The following is a 15014-nucleotide window of genomic DNA, read 5'->3' on the forward strand; positions in this document are numbered from 1 at the left end:
ACGGCCTTCGTCGGCAGCGTCAGGTGGGGAGAAGAGACAGGCGCCGGGCGGCGCGACCCGGCCGGGCCCCGCGACCCCGCCGGCGGCGCGGCGTACCGCACGTCGACGACGGTCGTGTCGTCCACCAGGTCCAGCCGCTGCACGGTCGCGGCGTGCACCCGGGCGCCGAGCAGCTGCTCGAGGTGCGCGACGAGGGCGGCGTGGTCGCCGAAAGCCCGGTCGACCACGACGACCTGCTGCCGGTAGCCGCGCAGCAGCCGCGGGTGGTCGCCGACGTACAGGGCCGCGAGGACCATCGCCATGAGGACGAGGGCCAGCGCGCCGAGCGACGAGCCGAGCCCGCCGATGAGCCCGAGCGCCAGGGCCGCGAAGTAGTAGGCCACCTCGCGCTGGTCGATCTCGGAGGACCGCAGCCGGATGATCGACAGGACGCCGAACAGGCCGAGCCCGAGCCCCGCGCCGACGGTGCTCGTCGACAGGGCGCCGGCGACGGCGAGGACGCCGACGTTGACGCCGAGGAACGCGACGACGAGGTCGCGCCGGCGGTGCCGGGGGAAGTACAGGGCGAAGGTCAGGACGGCGATCGCGACGAGATCGGCGGCGAACAGGGCGGCGGCAGGCATGGGCACCTCGCGGGTCGGGGATGAACGCCCGGTGAACCGGGTACGACCATCAAGCCGCGCGGCGCTGTGCGGTCCCTGTGCGCGAGCAGGGCCCGCCGTCTGAGTCGACGGCGGGCCCCGGTCGGAGCGGCGGGGTGGCGGTCCGCTACAGGTACTGCCCTGTGCTCTGCACGTTCTCGATCCGGCGCGAGGCCTCCTCGCCCTTCTTGTCCTGGACGATCGTGCGGATGAACACGATGCGCTCCCCCTTCTTGCCGGAGATGCGCGCCCAGTCGTCGGGGTTGGTGGTGTTCGGCAGGTCCTCGTTCTCCTTGAACTCGTCGACGCACGCGGTGAGGACGTGCTCGACGCGCAGGCCGCGCTGGCCGGTCGCGAGGAGGTCCTTGATCGCCGACTTCTTGGCGCGGTCGACGACGTTCTGGATCATCGCGCCGGAGTTGAAGTCCTTGAAGTACAGGACCTCCTTGTCGCCGCTCGCGTAGGTGACTTCGAGGAACCGGTTCTCCTCGTTCTCGGAGTACATCCGCTCGACCGCCCGGGCGATCATCGCGTCGACGGCCGCGGCGGTGGAGCCGTGGTGCTCGGCGAGGTCGTCGGCGTGGATCGGCAGGTCCGGGGTGAGGTACTTGGCGAAGATCTCGCGGGCGCCCTCGGCGTCGGGCCGCTCGATCTTGATCTTCACGTCCAGGCGCCCGGGCCGCAGGATCGCCGGGTCGATCATGTCCTCGCGGTTGGAGGCGCCGATGACGATGACGTTCTCCAGGCGCTCGACGCCGTCGATCTCGGCGAGCAACTGCGGGACGATCGTGGTCTCGACGTCGCTGGACACGCCGGTGCCGCGGGTGCGGAACAGCGACTCCATCTCGTCGAAGAACACCACGACGGGGTGACCCTGCGAGGCCTTCTCCCGTGCCCGGGAGAAGATCAGCCGGATGTGCCGCTCGGTCTCGCCGACGTACTTGTTCAGCAGCTCCGGGCCCTTGACGTTGAGGAAGTACGACTTGGCCTCGGTGACCTCCTCGCCGCGGGCGCGGGCGGACGTCGCGGCGAGCGAGTGCGCGACGGCCTTGGCGATGAGCGTCTTGCCGCACCCGGGCGGACCGTAGAGCAGGACGCCCTTCGGCGGCTTGAGGCCGTGCTCGCGGAACAGGTCGGGGTGCAGGAACGGCAGCTCGACGGCGTCGCGGATCTGCTCGATCTGCGGGCCGAGGCCGCCGATGTCGGCGTAGTCGATGTCCGGGACCTCCTCGAGCACGAGGTCCTCGACCTCGGCCCGCGGGACCCGCTCGAACACGAAGCCGCTGCGGGCCTCGACGGTGAGGGCGTCGCCGACGCGGACGGAGCCGTCCAGCACCTGGCCGGCGAGGCGCACGACGCGCTCCTCGTCGCCGCGCCCGACGACGAGCGCGCGCTCCCGCCCGATGAGCTCCTTGACCGTCACGAGCTCACCGACCTGCTCGTAGCCGCCGGCCTCGACGACGGTGAGCGCCTCGTTGAGCATGACCTCCTGTCCCGGGCGCAGCCGGTGGACGTCGATGGCGGGGCTGGCGCCGACGTGCATCTTGCGGCCCGCGGACACCACGTCGACGGTGCCGTCCTCGCGCGCGGCGAGGAACGTCGCGAAGGTGCCCGGGGGCTTCGCGAGGTCGTCGATCTGGCGCTTGAGCTCGATGATCTGGTCGCGCGCGGCCACGAGCGCGTCGGACATGCGCTCGTTCTTGGCGGCCAGGAGCGCGAGCTCGCGCTGCAGGTCGCGTGCTGTCGGTTCCGTCATCGCCGGTACCTCCGATCGCGGGTCGACCTCACGGCGCTGTGGGGCTGTCGTGGGGAGACCCTAACCACACGTGTCAATCGGAGCCGCGCCGCCTCGCCGTGGCTCGTGCGGGGCTCCTGCCGGCTCAGTCGGCCTCGGGTGCCTGGCCGACGTCGCGCCGGACCTTGCGCACCTTCTTGTCGGAGACGGCGCGCTCGCCGAGGGCCTCGGGGGTCCACTCGGCGTCGGGCACCTCCTGGAAGGACCTGCTGGTCACGACGTCGCCGACCTCGTCGACGAGCGCGGCCTCCCCCGGCTGCGACCCCTTGGCCGGGCGGCGCTTGCGCAGCGGCGGCAGGACGCCGTCGGCGAGCCGGCGGGTGGTGAGCAGGAAGCCGGTGTGGCCGATCATCCGGTGCTGCGGGCGGACCGCGAGGCCCTCCAGGTGCCAGCCGCGGACCATGGACTCCCACGCCTGCGGCTCGGTGTACCTGCCGTCGGCGCGCACGTCCTCGGCGAGCCGGGACAGCTGGGTGGCGGTGGCGACGTAGGCGATCAGCACGCCGCCCGGGGCGAGGGCGGTGGCGACGGCGTCGAGGTTCTCCCAGGGCGCGAGCATGTCCAGGACGACGCGGTCGACCTCGCCGGGCGCCTCCGCGACGGGCAGCACGTCGGAGAGGTCGCCGACGGACAGCCGCCACGCCGGGTGCGGCCCGCCGAAGAAGGTCTCGACGTTGCCGCGGGCGATGGCGGCGAAGTCCTCGCGGCGCTCGATGGAGTGCAGCCGGCCGCCGTCGCCGACCGCGCGCAGCAGCGACATCGTGAGCGCGCCGGAGCCGACGCCGGCCTCGACCACGCGGGCGCCCGGGTAGATGTCCGCCATCGCGACGATCTGGCCGGCGTCCTTCGGGTAGACGACCGCCGCGCCGCGCGGCATCGACAGCGTGTAGTCGCTGAGCAGCGGGCGCAGCGCCAGGTACTCGACGCCGCCGCTGCTCGTCACGGTCGTGCCCTCGGGCGCGCCGATGAGCTCCTCGTGCCGGAAGTAGCCCTTGTGCGTGTGGAACGTCGCGCCCGGCGCGAGGGTGATGGTGTGCAGCCGGCCGCGGGGGTCGGTCAGCTGGACGCGCTCCCCCACCCGCAGCAGGCCGCGGCGCTGGTCGGCGCCCGTCGGCGTGGGGGCGGCGGCGGGCTCGGGCGCGGGGGTCTGCTCGGTCACGGGGGTCGATCCTAGGGGCGCAGCGCCGCCGCCACGTCCGCGCTGCGCACGAGCGCGACCACCTGGCCGTCCCGGACGGCGGCCGCGACGGGCGAGAACCGGGACACCGCGGCGACCGCCTGCACGAGCTCCGGCCCGCGGAGCGCGGCGTCGACGACCGCCCCGGCGGGCAGCGTGACGGCCACGGCCGTGAGCGGGACGTGCGCCCGGTCGGCGGCGGGGACGGCGTCGGCCGCCTGCGGGTCGACGTACGCGGCGGGACGGCCGTCGGGGGCGAGCAGCACGACCGCGTCGGCGCCGGTCTGCCCGCGGGCGGCGTCGGCCTGGGCGAGCACCGCGGTCGCCGGGACGCCGACCGCGCGGGTGCCGACGGAGCCGACGTGCAGCGCGTCCACGGCCCGCCCGGCGCGGGCGCCCTGGATCGCCGCCGAGGCGCCCGACCACAGGAAGGCGCCCACGAGGGCCGCCCAGGCGACGGCCCACAGATCGGGGCTGCCGCCGCGCACCATCGGCAGCAGGATCACCCAGGCGGCGAAGCCCACCGCGAACACCCGGCCGACCCAGCCGGCGACGAGCGCACCGCGCCGTCGGTCCCCCGTCGCGCCCCACACGATCGACTCGAGGACCATGCCGCCGTCGAGCGGCAGCCCGGGCACGAGGTTGAACAGCCCGACGAACGCGTTGCTGTAGGCGGCGGCGTACAGCACGAGCGCGGCGAGGCCGAACGGGTCGGCGACGCCGGCGACGAGCCAGAAGACCCCGGCGAGGACCAGGTTGGCGATCGGGCCGACGACCGCGACCAGCCCCTCGGTGAACGGCGTGATCCGGCCGTGGAACGCGGTGTGGCCGCCGATCAGGGTCAGGGCGTACTCGCGGACCTGGAGCCCGCGGGCGCGCGCGGTCAGGCCGTGGGCGAGCTCGTGGACGAGGACGGACAGCAGGAGGAGCAGCCCGACGACGAGCGCCACGACGTACGTCGACCCCGTGCCGAGCCCGGGCGCGCGGTACCGGACCGAGGGCGCGAACACCAGGGCGATCACCGCCACGACGAGCAGGCTGCTCGGGCTCAGGACGACCGGCGTCCCCGCCACGCGCCCGACGACCCAGCCCCGCGTTCTCTCTGCCACGGGGGAAGGCTACGTGGCCGGGCGGTGCGGGCCGGCGCGGGTGCCGGGGTGGGCGCCTGCGTGGGCGTCGACGGGGGCTCCGGCGTGGGGGTCGGCGGGGGTGTCGGTGGTGGCGCCTAGGCTCGTCGTCGTGACGACCACCGACCCGCAGCTGCTCGCCCCCGTGTCCGCCGACGGCGCCGACGCCGGCGACGTCGAGGCCGCGCCCGAGCCGCGCGTCCCGGGCCTGTCGCCGTCGCGCGCCAACGACTTCCAGCAGTGCCCGCTGCTGTTCCGGTTCCGGGTGGTCGACCGGCTCCCGGAGCCGCCGAGCCTCGCCGCCGCCCGCGGCACGCTCGTGCACACGGTCCTGGAGCGGCTGTACGACCTCCCGCTCGGCGAGCGCACCCCCGCTGCCGCGCACCTGCTGGTGCCGGCCGCGTGGGACGCGCTGCTGGAGCGGTCACCCGAGGTGGTGACGATGTTCGCCACGGACGACGAGCGCGAGGCCTGGCTCGGCAGCGCGCGCCTGCTGCTGGACACCTACTTCACGCTCGAGGACCCGAACCGGCTGCAGCCCGGCGACCGGGAGCTCGCGGTGCGGACGCTCATGGAGGACGGCCCGCAGCTGCGCGGCATCGTCGACCGGATCGACGTCGCGCCCGACGGCGCGCTGCGGGTGGTCGACTACAAGACCGGGAAGTCGCCCAACCCCGGCTTCGAGGGCTCGGCGTTGTTCCAGATGCGGTTCTACGCCTACGTGCTGTGGCGCGAGCGCGGCGTGCTCCCCAAGCTGCTCCAGCTCGTCTACCTCGGCGACGGGCAGATCCTCCGGCACGCGCCGTCCGAGGCCGAGATGCGCACGCTGGAGCTGCGGCTGCGGTCGCTGTGGGCGCAGGTCGAGGAGGCGGCACGCACGGGCGAGTGGCGGCCGCGGAAGTCCCGGCTGTGCGACTGGTGCGCGCACCGCGCCGTGTGCCCCGCCTGGGGCGGGACGCCCCCGGAGGTGCCGGAGGGCGCGGTGGAGCGGGCGATCGGGGTCGTGCCGGCGGCGCAGGCGTCCTGACCTCCGGCCGGGGGCGCGCGGTCGCGAGGACGCGGGGTCTGGGCCCCGGGACGCGCGGCGCCTGACCCGGGGACGCGCGACCTGGCGTCGGATGCGGGGCAGCGCCCCGGACGCGAGCCGGGGAACGCGCGGCGGTCCGAGCCCGCGCGTCAGGGCTCGCGGCGCGCGGCCAGCACCGGGGCCAGCGCGGCGACGAGCCGGCGCGCGGAGCCGCCGTCGGGGTCGTGGTCCGGGTTGTGCTCGACGAGGGTCATCCCCGCCAGCCGCGGGTCCGCCACCAGCGGCTCCAGCACCGCGACCAGCACGTCGAGCGTGAGCCCCCGGCCGTACTGCGGGACGTCGGCGCCGGGCAGCAGCAGCGCGTCGAGGACGTCCACGTCCACGTGCACCAGGAACGGGCGCCCGCCCCGCCCCGCGACCGCGGCGAGCGCGCGGGCCGCCGCGCCGTCGGGGTCGGCGGCCACGTCGGCGGCCGGGATCCGCGCGCTCGGCACGAGGTCGTGCTCGTCCTCGTCGTCGTCGCCGAAGCCGAGGAAGCACAACGCGTCCCCGTCGAGCAGCGGCCGGCGCGGGCCCAGGCCGGCGAGCGCGTCGACCGTCCCCGGCAGGTCGAGCAGGTGCGCCACGCCCATCGAGTCGAGGATCGGCTCCTCGGGGTGGTCCGCGGGCAGCTGCAGGTCCTGCCCGCCGTCGACGTACACCAGCCCGACGTCGCCGTGCGCCCCGACCGCCGCGGCGACGAGCGCGAGGGCCAGCGTGCACTCGCCGCCGAGGACGAGCGGCGTCTCCCCCACGGCCAGCACCCCGGCGAGGGCGTCGCGGGCGTCGCGCAGCACCGCCGCCACGCCGTCAGGGTCGTGCGGCCCGCCGCTCGCCCCGAGGCCGGCCCCGGCGCCCGCGCGCCACCTCGCGACCGGCCGGTCGCCGTGGTCGGTCACCGACGCGCCGGCGGCCGCCAGGGCGTCGACGAGCCCGGCGGCGCGGAGAGCGGCGGGCCCCTTCTCCAGCCCGGGCCAGTGCGCCGCCCGGCTCGACGGCACGCCGAGGACGCCCCAGTGCCGGTCGCGGCCCGCCGTCATGGCACGACCGTAGGGCCCGGGGTCGCCGCCGGCGCGGCCGGGGTCCCGTCGACGGGGCGCGGGGGCCGTCGACCCGCCGCCGCGCCCGCCGGGTCAGCCCAGCAGGTCCAGCACCGCGCCCGAGCGGATCCGCGCGAAGTCGTCGACGGAGACGTCGGCGAGCGACCCGGTCTTGTTCAGCCCGTCGATCTCCGGCAGCTCCCGGAACACCTCGACCGCGAGCACCCGGGCGCCCGAGGCGACGCCGGAGGTGATGCCGGTCGGCGAGTCCTCGACGACCACGCAGTCGGCGATGTCGACGCCCAGCCGCTCCGCCGCCAGCAGGTAGGGCTGGGGGTCCGGCTTGGGCCGCTCGACCTCGTCGCCCGCGACCACGGTCGCGAACACGCCGGCCACCCGCGCGAACGGCTCGGCCAGCTCCGCGTAGGACGAGGTGACGAGCGCCTGCGGCACCCCGGCCGCCGCCAGCGCGGCGAGCAGCTCGCGGCCGCCCGGCTGCCACGGGGTGTCCTCGGCGACGGCCGCGGCGACGCGCTTGTTGAGGAAGTCGACGATCTCGTCGACGCTCAGGCCGACGCCGCGGCCCCGGAGGATCTCGCCGGAGACCTTCATCGGGTTGCCGACGAGGGTCAGGCCGTCCTCGTGCGTCCAGGTGCCGCCCCAGGACTCGACCAGCTCCGTCTCGGCCGCCATCCAGAGCGGCTCGGTGTTGACCAGGGTGCCGTCCATGTCCCAGAGGACGGCGGCGGGCAGGGCGGGTCGGGCGTCGTTCACGGCGTGCGGCTCCGGGGTCGTGCGGGCGGTGTGCTGCCCTCGACGGTACCCGGGGTCGGTGAACGCGGGTGAACGGCGGGTGTCGCTACTCCCCGACCTGACCGTCGACCGCCTCGCGCAGCAGGTCGGCGTGCCCGTTGTGGCGGGCGTACTCCTCGATCATGTGCGTGAGGATCCACCGCAGGTGCGGCGTCCGGCCGTCGGGCCAGGCGCGCGCCGCAGGGGCGTCCGGCCCGCCCGCCGCGAGGGCCGCCGCGACGTCCGCCCGGGACCGCTCGACCGCCGCGTGCCAGAGCGCGCGCAGCTCCTCCGGGTCGTCGTCCGCGGCGGAGTGCCACTCCCAGTCCCGGTCCGCGGACCAGTCGACGGAGGCCCACGGCTCGCCGCGCTCGCGACCGTGGAGCGCGCGGGAGAACCAGTCCTCCTCGACGTAGGCCAGGTGCTTGAGCAGACCGCCCAGCGTCATCGTCGACGCGCCGACGGTGGCCGCGAGCCCGGCGGCGTCGACTCCGCGGGTCTTCCACTCCAGGGTCGCGCGGTGGAAGTCGAGGAAACCGAGGAGCGTCTGCACCTCGTCACCGTCGGGGACGGGCTCGGTGCGGCCCTGCTCGTCGACGACGGGGGCGTCGTCCGCGACCGGCTCCGCGGGGACGTCCAGCTCCCGCGCGGCGGCGGAGATGCGGCGGGCGAGGTCGAGGTCGCGGTCCGTCAGGCCGGCGACGTCGTGCGACACGAGGTGCACCCCGACGGCGGGGTACCGCAGGTCGACGTCCGGGTGGTGGTCCGCGGCGTCGGCGAGCTCGCCGATCGCGTCGACCAGCTCGACCCCCGCCGCGAACGACCCCGTGCGGAACCGCGCGTGCGCGCCGTCCGGCCCGACCCGCCAGTCCGCGACGCCGTCGGCCGCCCGGAACTCCTCCGCCGTCATCCGCCCGCCCATGCGGCCCACGCTAGCGGCGCGGGGGTCGGCCGTCGCCCCCGGCGGGGCTCCCGCGGTGCTCGACCCGGACGTCGTGCCGCCGTCGATCGCCGCCGTCCCGCCCGAGCGGCGGCGCGGCGCGGTCCCGGGGACGATGGGGCGATGGCCCCCCCCGACCGCGCCGCGTCCCCCGCCTGCTCGTCGCCCACGCGGCGGCCGTCGCCGTCGTCACCGTGCTGCTCGTCGTGCTCGCCTCGCGCCCGGTCGAGGACGCCAACATCGGGGCCGGGCTGGCGCTGCTCGCCACGCTGCCGTTCGGCCTGCCGTGGACCCTCGGCCTGCTGCTCGGCCCGTCCGCGTGGGCGACGGCCACCGTGGTGGCGCTGGCGGTCGGCTGCGCGTGGCTGAACGTCGCGCTGCACGCGCTGCTCCGGGTGCACCTGCGCCGGCGGGCCGCCGCCCGCACCGGCAGCGCGGACGTCGCCGCCTCGCGCTGAGCCCGGGCGGCGCCCTGCAGGTCCCGGGCAGGCCGGCCTCCAGGTCGACGTCCCGGGTGCGCGGGGGCGCACCGCGGGCGACGCTGGGCACGATGACCGACCGCACCGCCCTCGAACCCGAGCCCGGGCCGCCCCCCGCCGCCCGCCGCCTGCCCCGGTTCCGCGCCGCCGGCACGGCGACCTCGCGGTTCCTCGCCACCCGTCCCTGGCTCACGCGCGCCGTCCGCACGACGGGGGCGGCGGTGATCGCGTGGGTCCTCGTGCGGCTCGTCCCCGGCCCGTGGAGCGACTACCCCTACTACGCGCCGCTCGGCGCGGTCATCGCCACCTCGGTCACGGTCCGGGGCACGACGCGCCGGTCGGTCCAGTCCGTCCTGGCCATCGCGCTGGGCGCGGTCGTCGCGCGACTGGTCGACGCGCTCGACCTGCCGGGCGTCGCGGGGCTGGCGGTGGTGGTGCTGGTCGGGGTCCTGCTGTCGGGCTGGCGGCTGCTCGGCGACATGGGCTCGTGGGTGCCGACGGCGGCGCTGTTCGTCCTGATCATCGGGAACGCCGACCCGGTCGGGTACATCTCGGCGTACGTCGGCCTGACGCTGTTCGGCGCGCTCGTCGGCGTCGCGGTGAACCTCGTGGTGCCGCCGCTCCCCCTGACCCCCGCGGAGCGGTCGCTCGACCGGCTCCGGGCGGCGACCTCCGACCACCTCGACGCACTCGCCGCGGCGGTCCGCGACGACGACGCGCCCGTTCCGCCGGACCGCCCGCTCCGGGCCGCGCGGGCGGACGCGCAGGCGGCGGTGGCCGACGCGCAGGAGGCGGCGCGGGGCAACTGGACGGCCCGGCACTACCGTTCCTGGCGCCAGCGGCAGGACCGGCACGCCGCGTCGATGGACGCCGCCGCCGTGGTGGCGCTCGACGTCCGGCGCGCGGTCGTCACCTCGCGGACCGTCGCGGCGGCCGGGGCGACGCCCCCCGAGGAGCGCGACGTGCACGTGCCGATCGCGGCGCACGCCGACGACCAGGAGCGGGCCGACGCGGTCCGCGAGGGCACCGCGCGCGCGATCGAGGCCGGCGCGGCCCTGGTGCGGGCCCTGCGCCCCGACGGGCCGGGTGCCGGCACCGAGGACTCCGACGACGCGGACCACGCGGCCACGGACCTCGCGCGGGCCCTCGACGAGCTGCAGGAGGCGGTGGCGGCGGACCGCGCGACGGCCGAGGGCGCGACCCGGCCCGCCGACGGCGTCGTGGTGGCCCTGACGCCGCTGCTCACCGGCTGACGACGACTCCACCGCCGCTCCCGCCGCCCCGGGGGCCCGGCTCGGGTTCCCGGCCACGGGTGAACGGCGGGCGACGACTCGCCGACGCAACGGTGCCCCTGGTGCGCGCCGGCGGGACCGCGAGGACGGTGGGCGCCGTGGACGCTGCAACCGTCATCCTCGTGCTGGTGGTCGTCGTCGCGCTCGCGTTCGACTTCACGAACGGGTTCCACGACACGGCGAACGCGATGGCCACGTCCATCGCCACGCACGCGCTGCCCCGAAGGCGGCCGTGACCCTCTCCGCGGTGCTCAACCTGGTGGGTGCCTTCCTCTCCGTCGAGGTGGCGCTGACCGTCACCAACGCCGTCGTCCGGATCCAGGAGTCCGACGGCGCACCCAGCGCCGACCTCGTGCAGGACGGGGGCGAGGCGCTGCTCCTCATCGTGCTGACCGGGCTGGTCGGGGCAATCGTCTGGAACCTGCTCACCTGGCTGCTCGGCCTGCCGTCGAGCTCGTCGCACGCGCTGTTCGGGGGCCTGATCGGCGCGACGGTCGCCGGCCTCGGCTGGGGCGCGGTGCACTGGACGGGCGACGGCGGCGAGCCCGACGGGATCCTCGGCAAGGTCGTGGTCCCCGCGGTCGCGTCGCCCGTCATCGCGGGCGTGGTCGCCGCGACCGGCACCTGGTTCGTCTACCGGGTCACGGTGGGCGTCGCCGCGCGGTACACCGAGCGCGGGTTCCGCTGGGGCCAGATCGGCTCCGCCTCGCTGGTGTCGCTCGCGCACGGCACGAACGACGCGCAGAAGACCATGGGCGTGATCACGCTCGCCCTCATCGCCTCGGGCCACTGGACCAGCACGACGGCGATCCCGCTGTGGGTCAAGGTCTGCTGCGCCCTCGCCATCGCGCTCGGCACCTACCTCGGCGGGTGGCGGATGATCAGGACGCTCGGCAAGGGGCTGATCGACATCGCCCCGCCGCAGGGCATGGCGGCGGAGACCGCCTCCGCCGCGACGATCCTGGTGTCCAGCCACCTGGGCCTGCCGCTGTCGACGACGCAGGTGACCACCGGCTCCGTGCTCGGCGCGGGCGTGGGCCGGCCGGGCGCGACCGTGCGGTGGCGCGTCGCCGGCCGGATGGGCGTCGCCTGGCTGATCACGATGCCCGCCGCCGGCCTCGTCGGCGCGGCCACGTGGTTCCTGGCGCACGTCCTCGGCGGCGGGGTGCTCGGGGCGGTCGCCGTGGTCCTGGTGCTCGTCGCGCTGAGCGGCGCGATGTACGTGCGGTCGCGGCGGGACGCCGTGCACGCGGGCAACGTCAACGACGAGTGGCAGGAGCCGGCGCGCGAGCGCCGCCCGGCCGCGGCGGGAGGGGTGCGCTGATGCTGGCGACCGAGATGGGGATGCTCGGCCAGGTGCTGCTGGTGTCGCTCGTGCTGGGCGCCGGCCTGCCGGTCCTGTTCGGGCTCGGGCTGCGCGCCTCGGCGTGGGGCGCGGGCGGCGACGCCGAGGAGCACGCGGCCGGCGCGGCGCCCCGGCCGCACCCGCTGGGGCGGGTCCTGGCCGTGCTGTGCTTCGCGCTGGCCGTGGCCGGGGTGGTGCTCGGCATCACCGTCGTCGTGGCGTCCGGGCTCGGGTACGAGGTCAGCCTCGGCGGGGGCCCGCTGCTGGTCGAGAAGGCGTGAGGGGGCCGCGATGACGGGGACGGGGACTGGCACGTGGCCAGCCCGGGTGCTGCGCTGGCTGCGCGCGGGGTACCCCTCGGGCGTGCCGCAGCAGGACTACGTGGTACTGCTGGGCCTGCTCCGGCGGTCGCTCACCGACACCGAGGTGCACCAGATCGCGGGCGACCTCGCGGTGCTGGCGAGCCGGGGCGCGGAGATCACCACGTCCGACGTCGAGCGCATGGTGGGGGCGGCGACGCTGGACGCCGCGTCGGAGGCGGACGTGGCGCGGGTGTCGGCGCACCTCGCGCGGGGCGGGTGGCCGCTCGCGGGACCGGACGCACCCGGGTAGGTGGCGGGGCGAACCCGCCCGCGGGGCCGTCGGCCGCGGCGAGCGTCGCGCCCTGTTCGAGCTCGCGGCGACCTCGGTCGCGTTCGCCCTCGTCGGGTGGCTGGTGCCGGGACGCCGACCGCCTGAGCGGGCTGCCCGACCGGCCCTCCGTCAGCCCGCGACCTCGCGCACCAGGACCACGCTGTCGTAGGTCTTGTCCGGCCACCGGATGACGTCCCGCTCCGCGAAGCCCCACCGCCGGTACAGGTCCAGGAGGTCGCCGGCCGGCTCGGCGGTGTCGACGCCGATCGCCGTGACGCCGTGCGCGGCGGCGTGCGCCAGCGCCGCGTCCCGCAGCCGGCGCGCGAGACCCCGCCCGCGGTGCGCGGGGTCGACGGCCATCTGGTTGAGCCAGCCCCGGCCGGGTGCCGCTGCCTCGGGCGTCAGCCCCTGGAGGAACCGGGCGGGCGGCAGCGAGAGCGTCAGGGTCGCGACCGGCGCGCCGGCGTCGGCGAGGACGAACGTCGGCCCGGCCTCCGCGCGCCACCGCGTCAGCGCGACGTCCTGGGTCGCGGCCGTGAAGTCGAGGCCGCGCTCGGCGAGGCCGGCGTAGGACCGGTGCAGGAGGTCGGTCAGCGCCTCGGCGTCGGACGGCTGGTACGGGCGCAGGTCGAGGGGCACGCCCGCCACGGTAGCGAGGGGCGGGCAGGGGTCCGGCACCTACGGACGCGGGTCGACGCGGCGCCACGGCTTCTCGTCGCGCCGCGCCCCGTCCCGGCCGCGCACCGCGGGCACACCCGCCCGACGGCGTCCGCGTGCCGGCCCGTGGCGGGCTGCACGTCCGCCCACCGCACGTGCGGGAACCGCTCGAGCGCCGAGCGGTGCAGCGACAGCCCGCACACCGTCTCGTTGCGCCCGGGCTCCCAGGCGTGCACCTCCCCGGCGGGGACCCGGACTCCGTCGGGGTCGGTCCACCGGCTGGACGCGGCGACAGCCGCGGGTCGACGGCGGGGCACCCGGCCGACGCTAGCCCGGGGTGGCGTCGCCGGCACGCGGGCTGGCGGGCGGCGCCGGGGCACGGCGCCTGGGACCGGGCGGACGACCCCAGGCGCACGTCGCGGGTCGTCAGACCGCGGGCGTCTGCCCGTCCAGCACGAACCGCACCGTGCGGTCGGCGACGGACACCTCGTCGAGCCGCACCCGGACGTCGGTCCCGAGCGGCAGCGCGGCGCCCGCCACGCGCCCGCGCACGGCGGGGTCCCGGAGCTGCACGACGCCGGACTCCCCGCCGTCCCGCACGTCGACGACCACGCCGTCGAACTCCTCGCCCACCCGCGAGGAGAGCAGCGCCGCCTCGACCAGGTCGACGCAGCCGCGCTCGTACGCGGACGCGCGCCGGTCCCCCGCCGCCATCAGCGCGGGCAGGTCCGGCAGCGCCTCGCGGGCCCAGGCCGGCACCGCGACGCCCGCGGACACGGCCAGGCACACCTCGCCGACGAACCGGTCGACCAGCCGGCGCAGCGGCGCGGTGGCGTGCGCGTACGGGGCGGCGATCGCGGCGTGCAGCGGCTGCTCGGGCACGGTGCCGTCGAACGCGACGTAGGCCGCGCCGCGCAGCAGCGTGGTGGCCTCGGCGAGCAGGGCGGCGTGCGCGGGCACGCCCGCGTCGAGCCCGCGGACGACGTCGGCGTGGTCGGCGCCGTCCGGCCACGGCACGCCGAGCGCCCGCGCGGTCGACCGCAGCCGCTCGACGTCCCGCGGGTCGGCGGGCGGCAGGGTGCGCAGGACGCCGACCCGGGCGTCGAGCATGAGCCCGGCCGCGGACATCCCGGTGAGCAGCGACACCTGGGCGTTCCACTCCTCGACCGGCAGGGTCGCCCGGCTGGTGAGGCTCCAGCGGCCCCGGGCGTCCACCTCGACCACCTGCTCGGGCGTCGGCAGGGTCAGCCCTCCCCGCGCGACCTCGGCGGCCTGCCGCAGCCGGCCGACCGCGCGGAGCAGGACCAGGGTCTCGTCCGCGGTGCCGTCGTCCAGCGCGCGCTGGGCCCCCTCGTAGGTGAGCTGGGCCCGGCTGCGGACGGTCGCACGGCGGACGTGGACCTCGGTCGGCGCGCCATCCGCGTCCAGGTCGATCTCCCACAGCAGGGCGGGGGCGTCCTGGCCCGGCAGCAGGCTCGCGGCGCCCTCGGAGAGCTCCGGCGGGTGCAGCGGCGTGCGGCCGTCCGGGGCGTAGAGCGTGACGACGCGGCGGCGGGCCTCGGCGTCGACCGCGCCGCCCGGGCGGACCCACGCGCCGACGTCGGCGATGGCGTACCGCACCCGGTAGCCCGCCCCGCGGCGTTCGAGGTGCACGGCCTGGTCCAGGTCCCGGGAGCCCTCGGGGTCGACGGTGACGAACGGGACATCGGTCGCGTCGACGCGCTCCGGCGCGTCGGCGGGCGCGCTCGCCGGGCCGGCCGTGAGCACGGCCTCGACCTCGGCGCGCACGTCGTCCGGGAACGCGACGGGGACGCCGAGCTCGGCCCGCAGGGCGTCGAGGCCGGCGCGGACGTCCGCGTCCACCCGGCGGGCGTCGTCGGCGGCGGCGGGCGCGGGGCGGAGGCGGACGTGGCGTCGGGGCACGCGGCGAGCCTAGGGCGGGAGGCTGCCCGGTGCCCGGTGGTCGCGCGGCCCCGGCGCCGGCGCCCTCCCCTCCCAGTCCTCGCGCCACCACCCGATCGATCGGGTGG

The 15014-nt window shown here is 77.0% G+C and carries 14 protein-coding genes and 1 pseudogene; 6 read left to right on the top strand and 9 right to left on the bottom strand.

Translation table 11 applies throughout. The features are described from left to right. The 4 genes from AC3WUG_RS17880 to AC3WUG_RS17895 all read right to left on the bottom strand — a co-directional run. The coding region (locus tag AC3WUG_RS17880) for a DUF4956 domain-containing protein (RefSeq protein WP_492328899.1) at positions 1 to 623 on the bottom strand (623 nt) is incomplete at its 3' end. 145 nt (positions 624 to 768) lie between these two features. Further along, positions 769 to 2397 (bottom strand): proteasome ATPase, encoded by a 1629-nt coding sequence (gene arc, locus AC3WUG_RS17885; protein WP_147796611.1) that lies wholly within the window; start codon positions 2395 to 2397, stop codon positions 769 to 771. Between the two features lie 124 nt (positions 2398 to 2521). Beyond that, positions 2522 to 3595, bottom strand: coding sequence for a tRNA (adenine-N1)-methyltransferase (locus AC3WUG_RS17890; RefSeq protein WP_492328900.1), 1074 nt, complete (start codon positions 3593 to 3595; stop codon positions 2522 to 2524). 11 nt (positions 3596 to 3606) lie between these two features. After that, positions 3607 to 4722: a site-2 protease family protein gene (locus AC3WUG_RS17895; RefSeq protein ID WP_492328901.1), complete on the bottom strand. Its 1116-nt coding sequence runs from the start codon at positions 4720 to 4722 to the stop codon at positions 3607 to 3609. Positions 4723 to 4885: 163 nt separating this feature from the next. On the opposite strand from AC3WUG_RS17895, the gene AC3WUG_RS17900 reads away from it, so the two are divergent. Further along, on the top strand, positions 4886 to 5767 hold the full coding sequence (locus AC3WUG_RS17900; RefSeq protein ID WP_492328911.1) for a RecB family exonuclease: 882 nt from the start codon (positions 4886 to 4888) through the stop codon (positions 5765 to 5767). Between the two features lie 149 nt (positions 5768 to 5916). Here the strand turns inward: AC3WUG_RS17900 and AC3WUG_RS17905 are convergent, their stop codons facing one another. The 3 genes from AC3WUG_RS17905 to AC3WUG_RS17915 form a co-directional block, all read right to left on the bottom strand. Then, complete coding sequence (locus AC3WUG_RS17905) at positions 5917 to 6846, bottom strand: arginase family protein (RefSeq protein ID WP_492328902.1); 930 nt, start codon at positions 6844 to 6846, stop codon at positions 5917 to 5919. 93 nt (positions 6847 to 6939) lie between these two features. After that, the gene (locus AC3WUG_RS17910) at positions 6940 to 7620 is read right to left on the bottom strand and encodes an HAD family hydrolase (RefSeq protein WP_492328903.1); all 681 of its coding nucleotides are present in this window, start codon (positions 7618 to 7620) and stop codon (positions 6940 to 6942) included. Positions 7621 to 7705: 85 nt separating this feature from the next. After that, positions 7706 to 8560 (bottom strand): DinB family protein, encoded by an 855-nt coding sequence (locus AC3WUG_RS17915; protein ID WP_492328904.1) that lies wholly within the window; start codon positions 8558 to 8560, stop codon positions 7706 to 7708. 212 nt (positions 8561 to 8772) lie between these two features. Between AC3WUG_RS17915 and AC3WUG_RS17920 the strand changes: the two genes are divergently transcribed. The 5 genes and pseudogenes from AC3WUG_RS17920 to AC3WUG_RS17940 all read left to right on the top strand — a co-directional run bounded on the left by AC3WUG_RS17920 (position 8773) and on the right by AC3WUG_RS17940 (position 12306). Continuing rightward, positions 8773 to 9036 carry a hypothetical protein gene (locus AC3WUG_RS17920; RefSeq protein WP_492328905.1) on the top strand — a complete coding sequence of 88 codons (264 nt, stop codon included), beginning with the start codon at positions 8773 to 8775 and terminating at the stop codon, positions 9034 to 9036. A gap of 92 nt (positions 9037 to 9128) precedes the next feature. Next, positions 9129 to 10310, top strand: a complete 1182-nt coding sequence (locus tag AC3WUG_RS17925; protein WP_492328906.1) for an FUSC family protein — start codon at positions 9129 to 9131, stop codon at positions 10308 to 10310. Positions 10311 to 10447: 137 nt separating this feature from the next. Then, positions 10448 to 11673, top strand: a pseudogene (locus tag AC3WUG_RS17930) (inorganic phosphate transporter). After that, positions 11673 to 11975, top strand: coding sequence for a hypothetical protein (locus AC3WUG_RS17935; protein WP_492328907.1), 303 nt, complete (start codon positions 11673 to 11675; stop codon positions 11973 to 11975). Before AC3WUG_RS17930 ends, AC3WUG_RS17935 begins: the two are co-directional and overlap by 1 nt. A gap of 10 nt (positions 11976 to 11985) precedes the next feature. Further along, positions 11986 to 12306, top strand: coding sequence for a DUF3349 domain-containing protein (locus AC3WUG_RS17940; protein WP_492328908.1), 321 nt, complete (start codon positions 11986 to 11988; stop codon positions 12304 to 12306). Positions 12307 to 12456: 150 nt separating this feature from the next. On the opposite strand, the gene AC3WUG_RS17945 is transcribed toward AC3WUG_RS17940, so the two are convergent. Together AC3WUG_RS17945 and AC3WUG_RS17950 are read right to left on the bottom strand one after the other, a co-directional pair. Continuing rightward, entirely contained in the window at positions 12457 to 12966 is a 510-nt protein-coding gene (locus AC3WUG_RS17945) for a GNAT family N-acetyltransferase (protein ID WP_492328909.1), read from the bottom strand. Between the two features lie 444 nt (positions 12967 to 13410). Next, complete coding sequence (locus AC3WUG_RS17950; protein WP_492328910.1) at positions 13411 to 14907, bottom strand: RNB domain-containing ribonuclease; 1497 nt, start codon at positions 14905 to 14907, stop codon at positions 13411 to 13413. Between the last annotated feature and the right edge of the window lie 107 nt (positions 14908 to 15014).

Source organism: Cellulomonas sp. EB106-03-03-XG116, assembly GCF_058792015.1.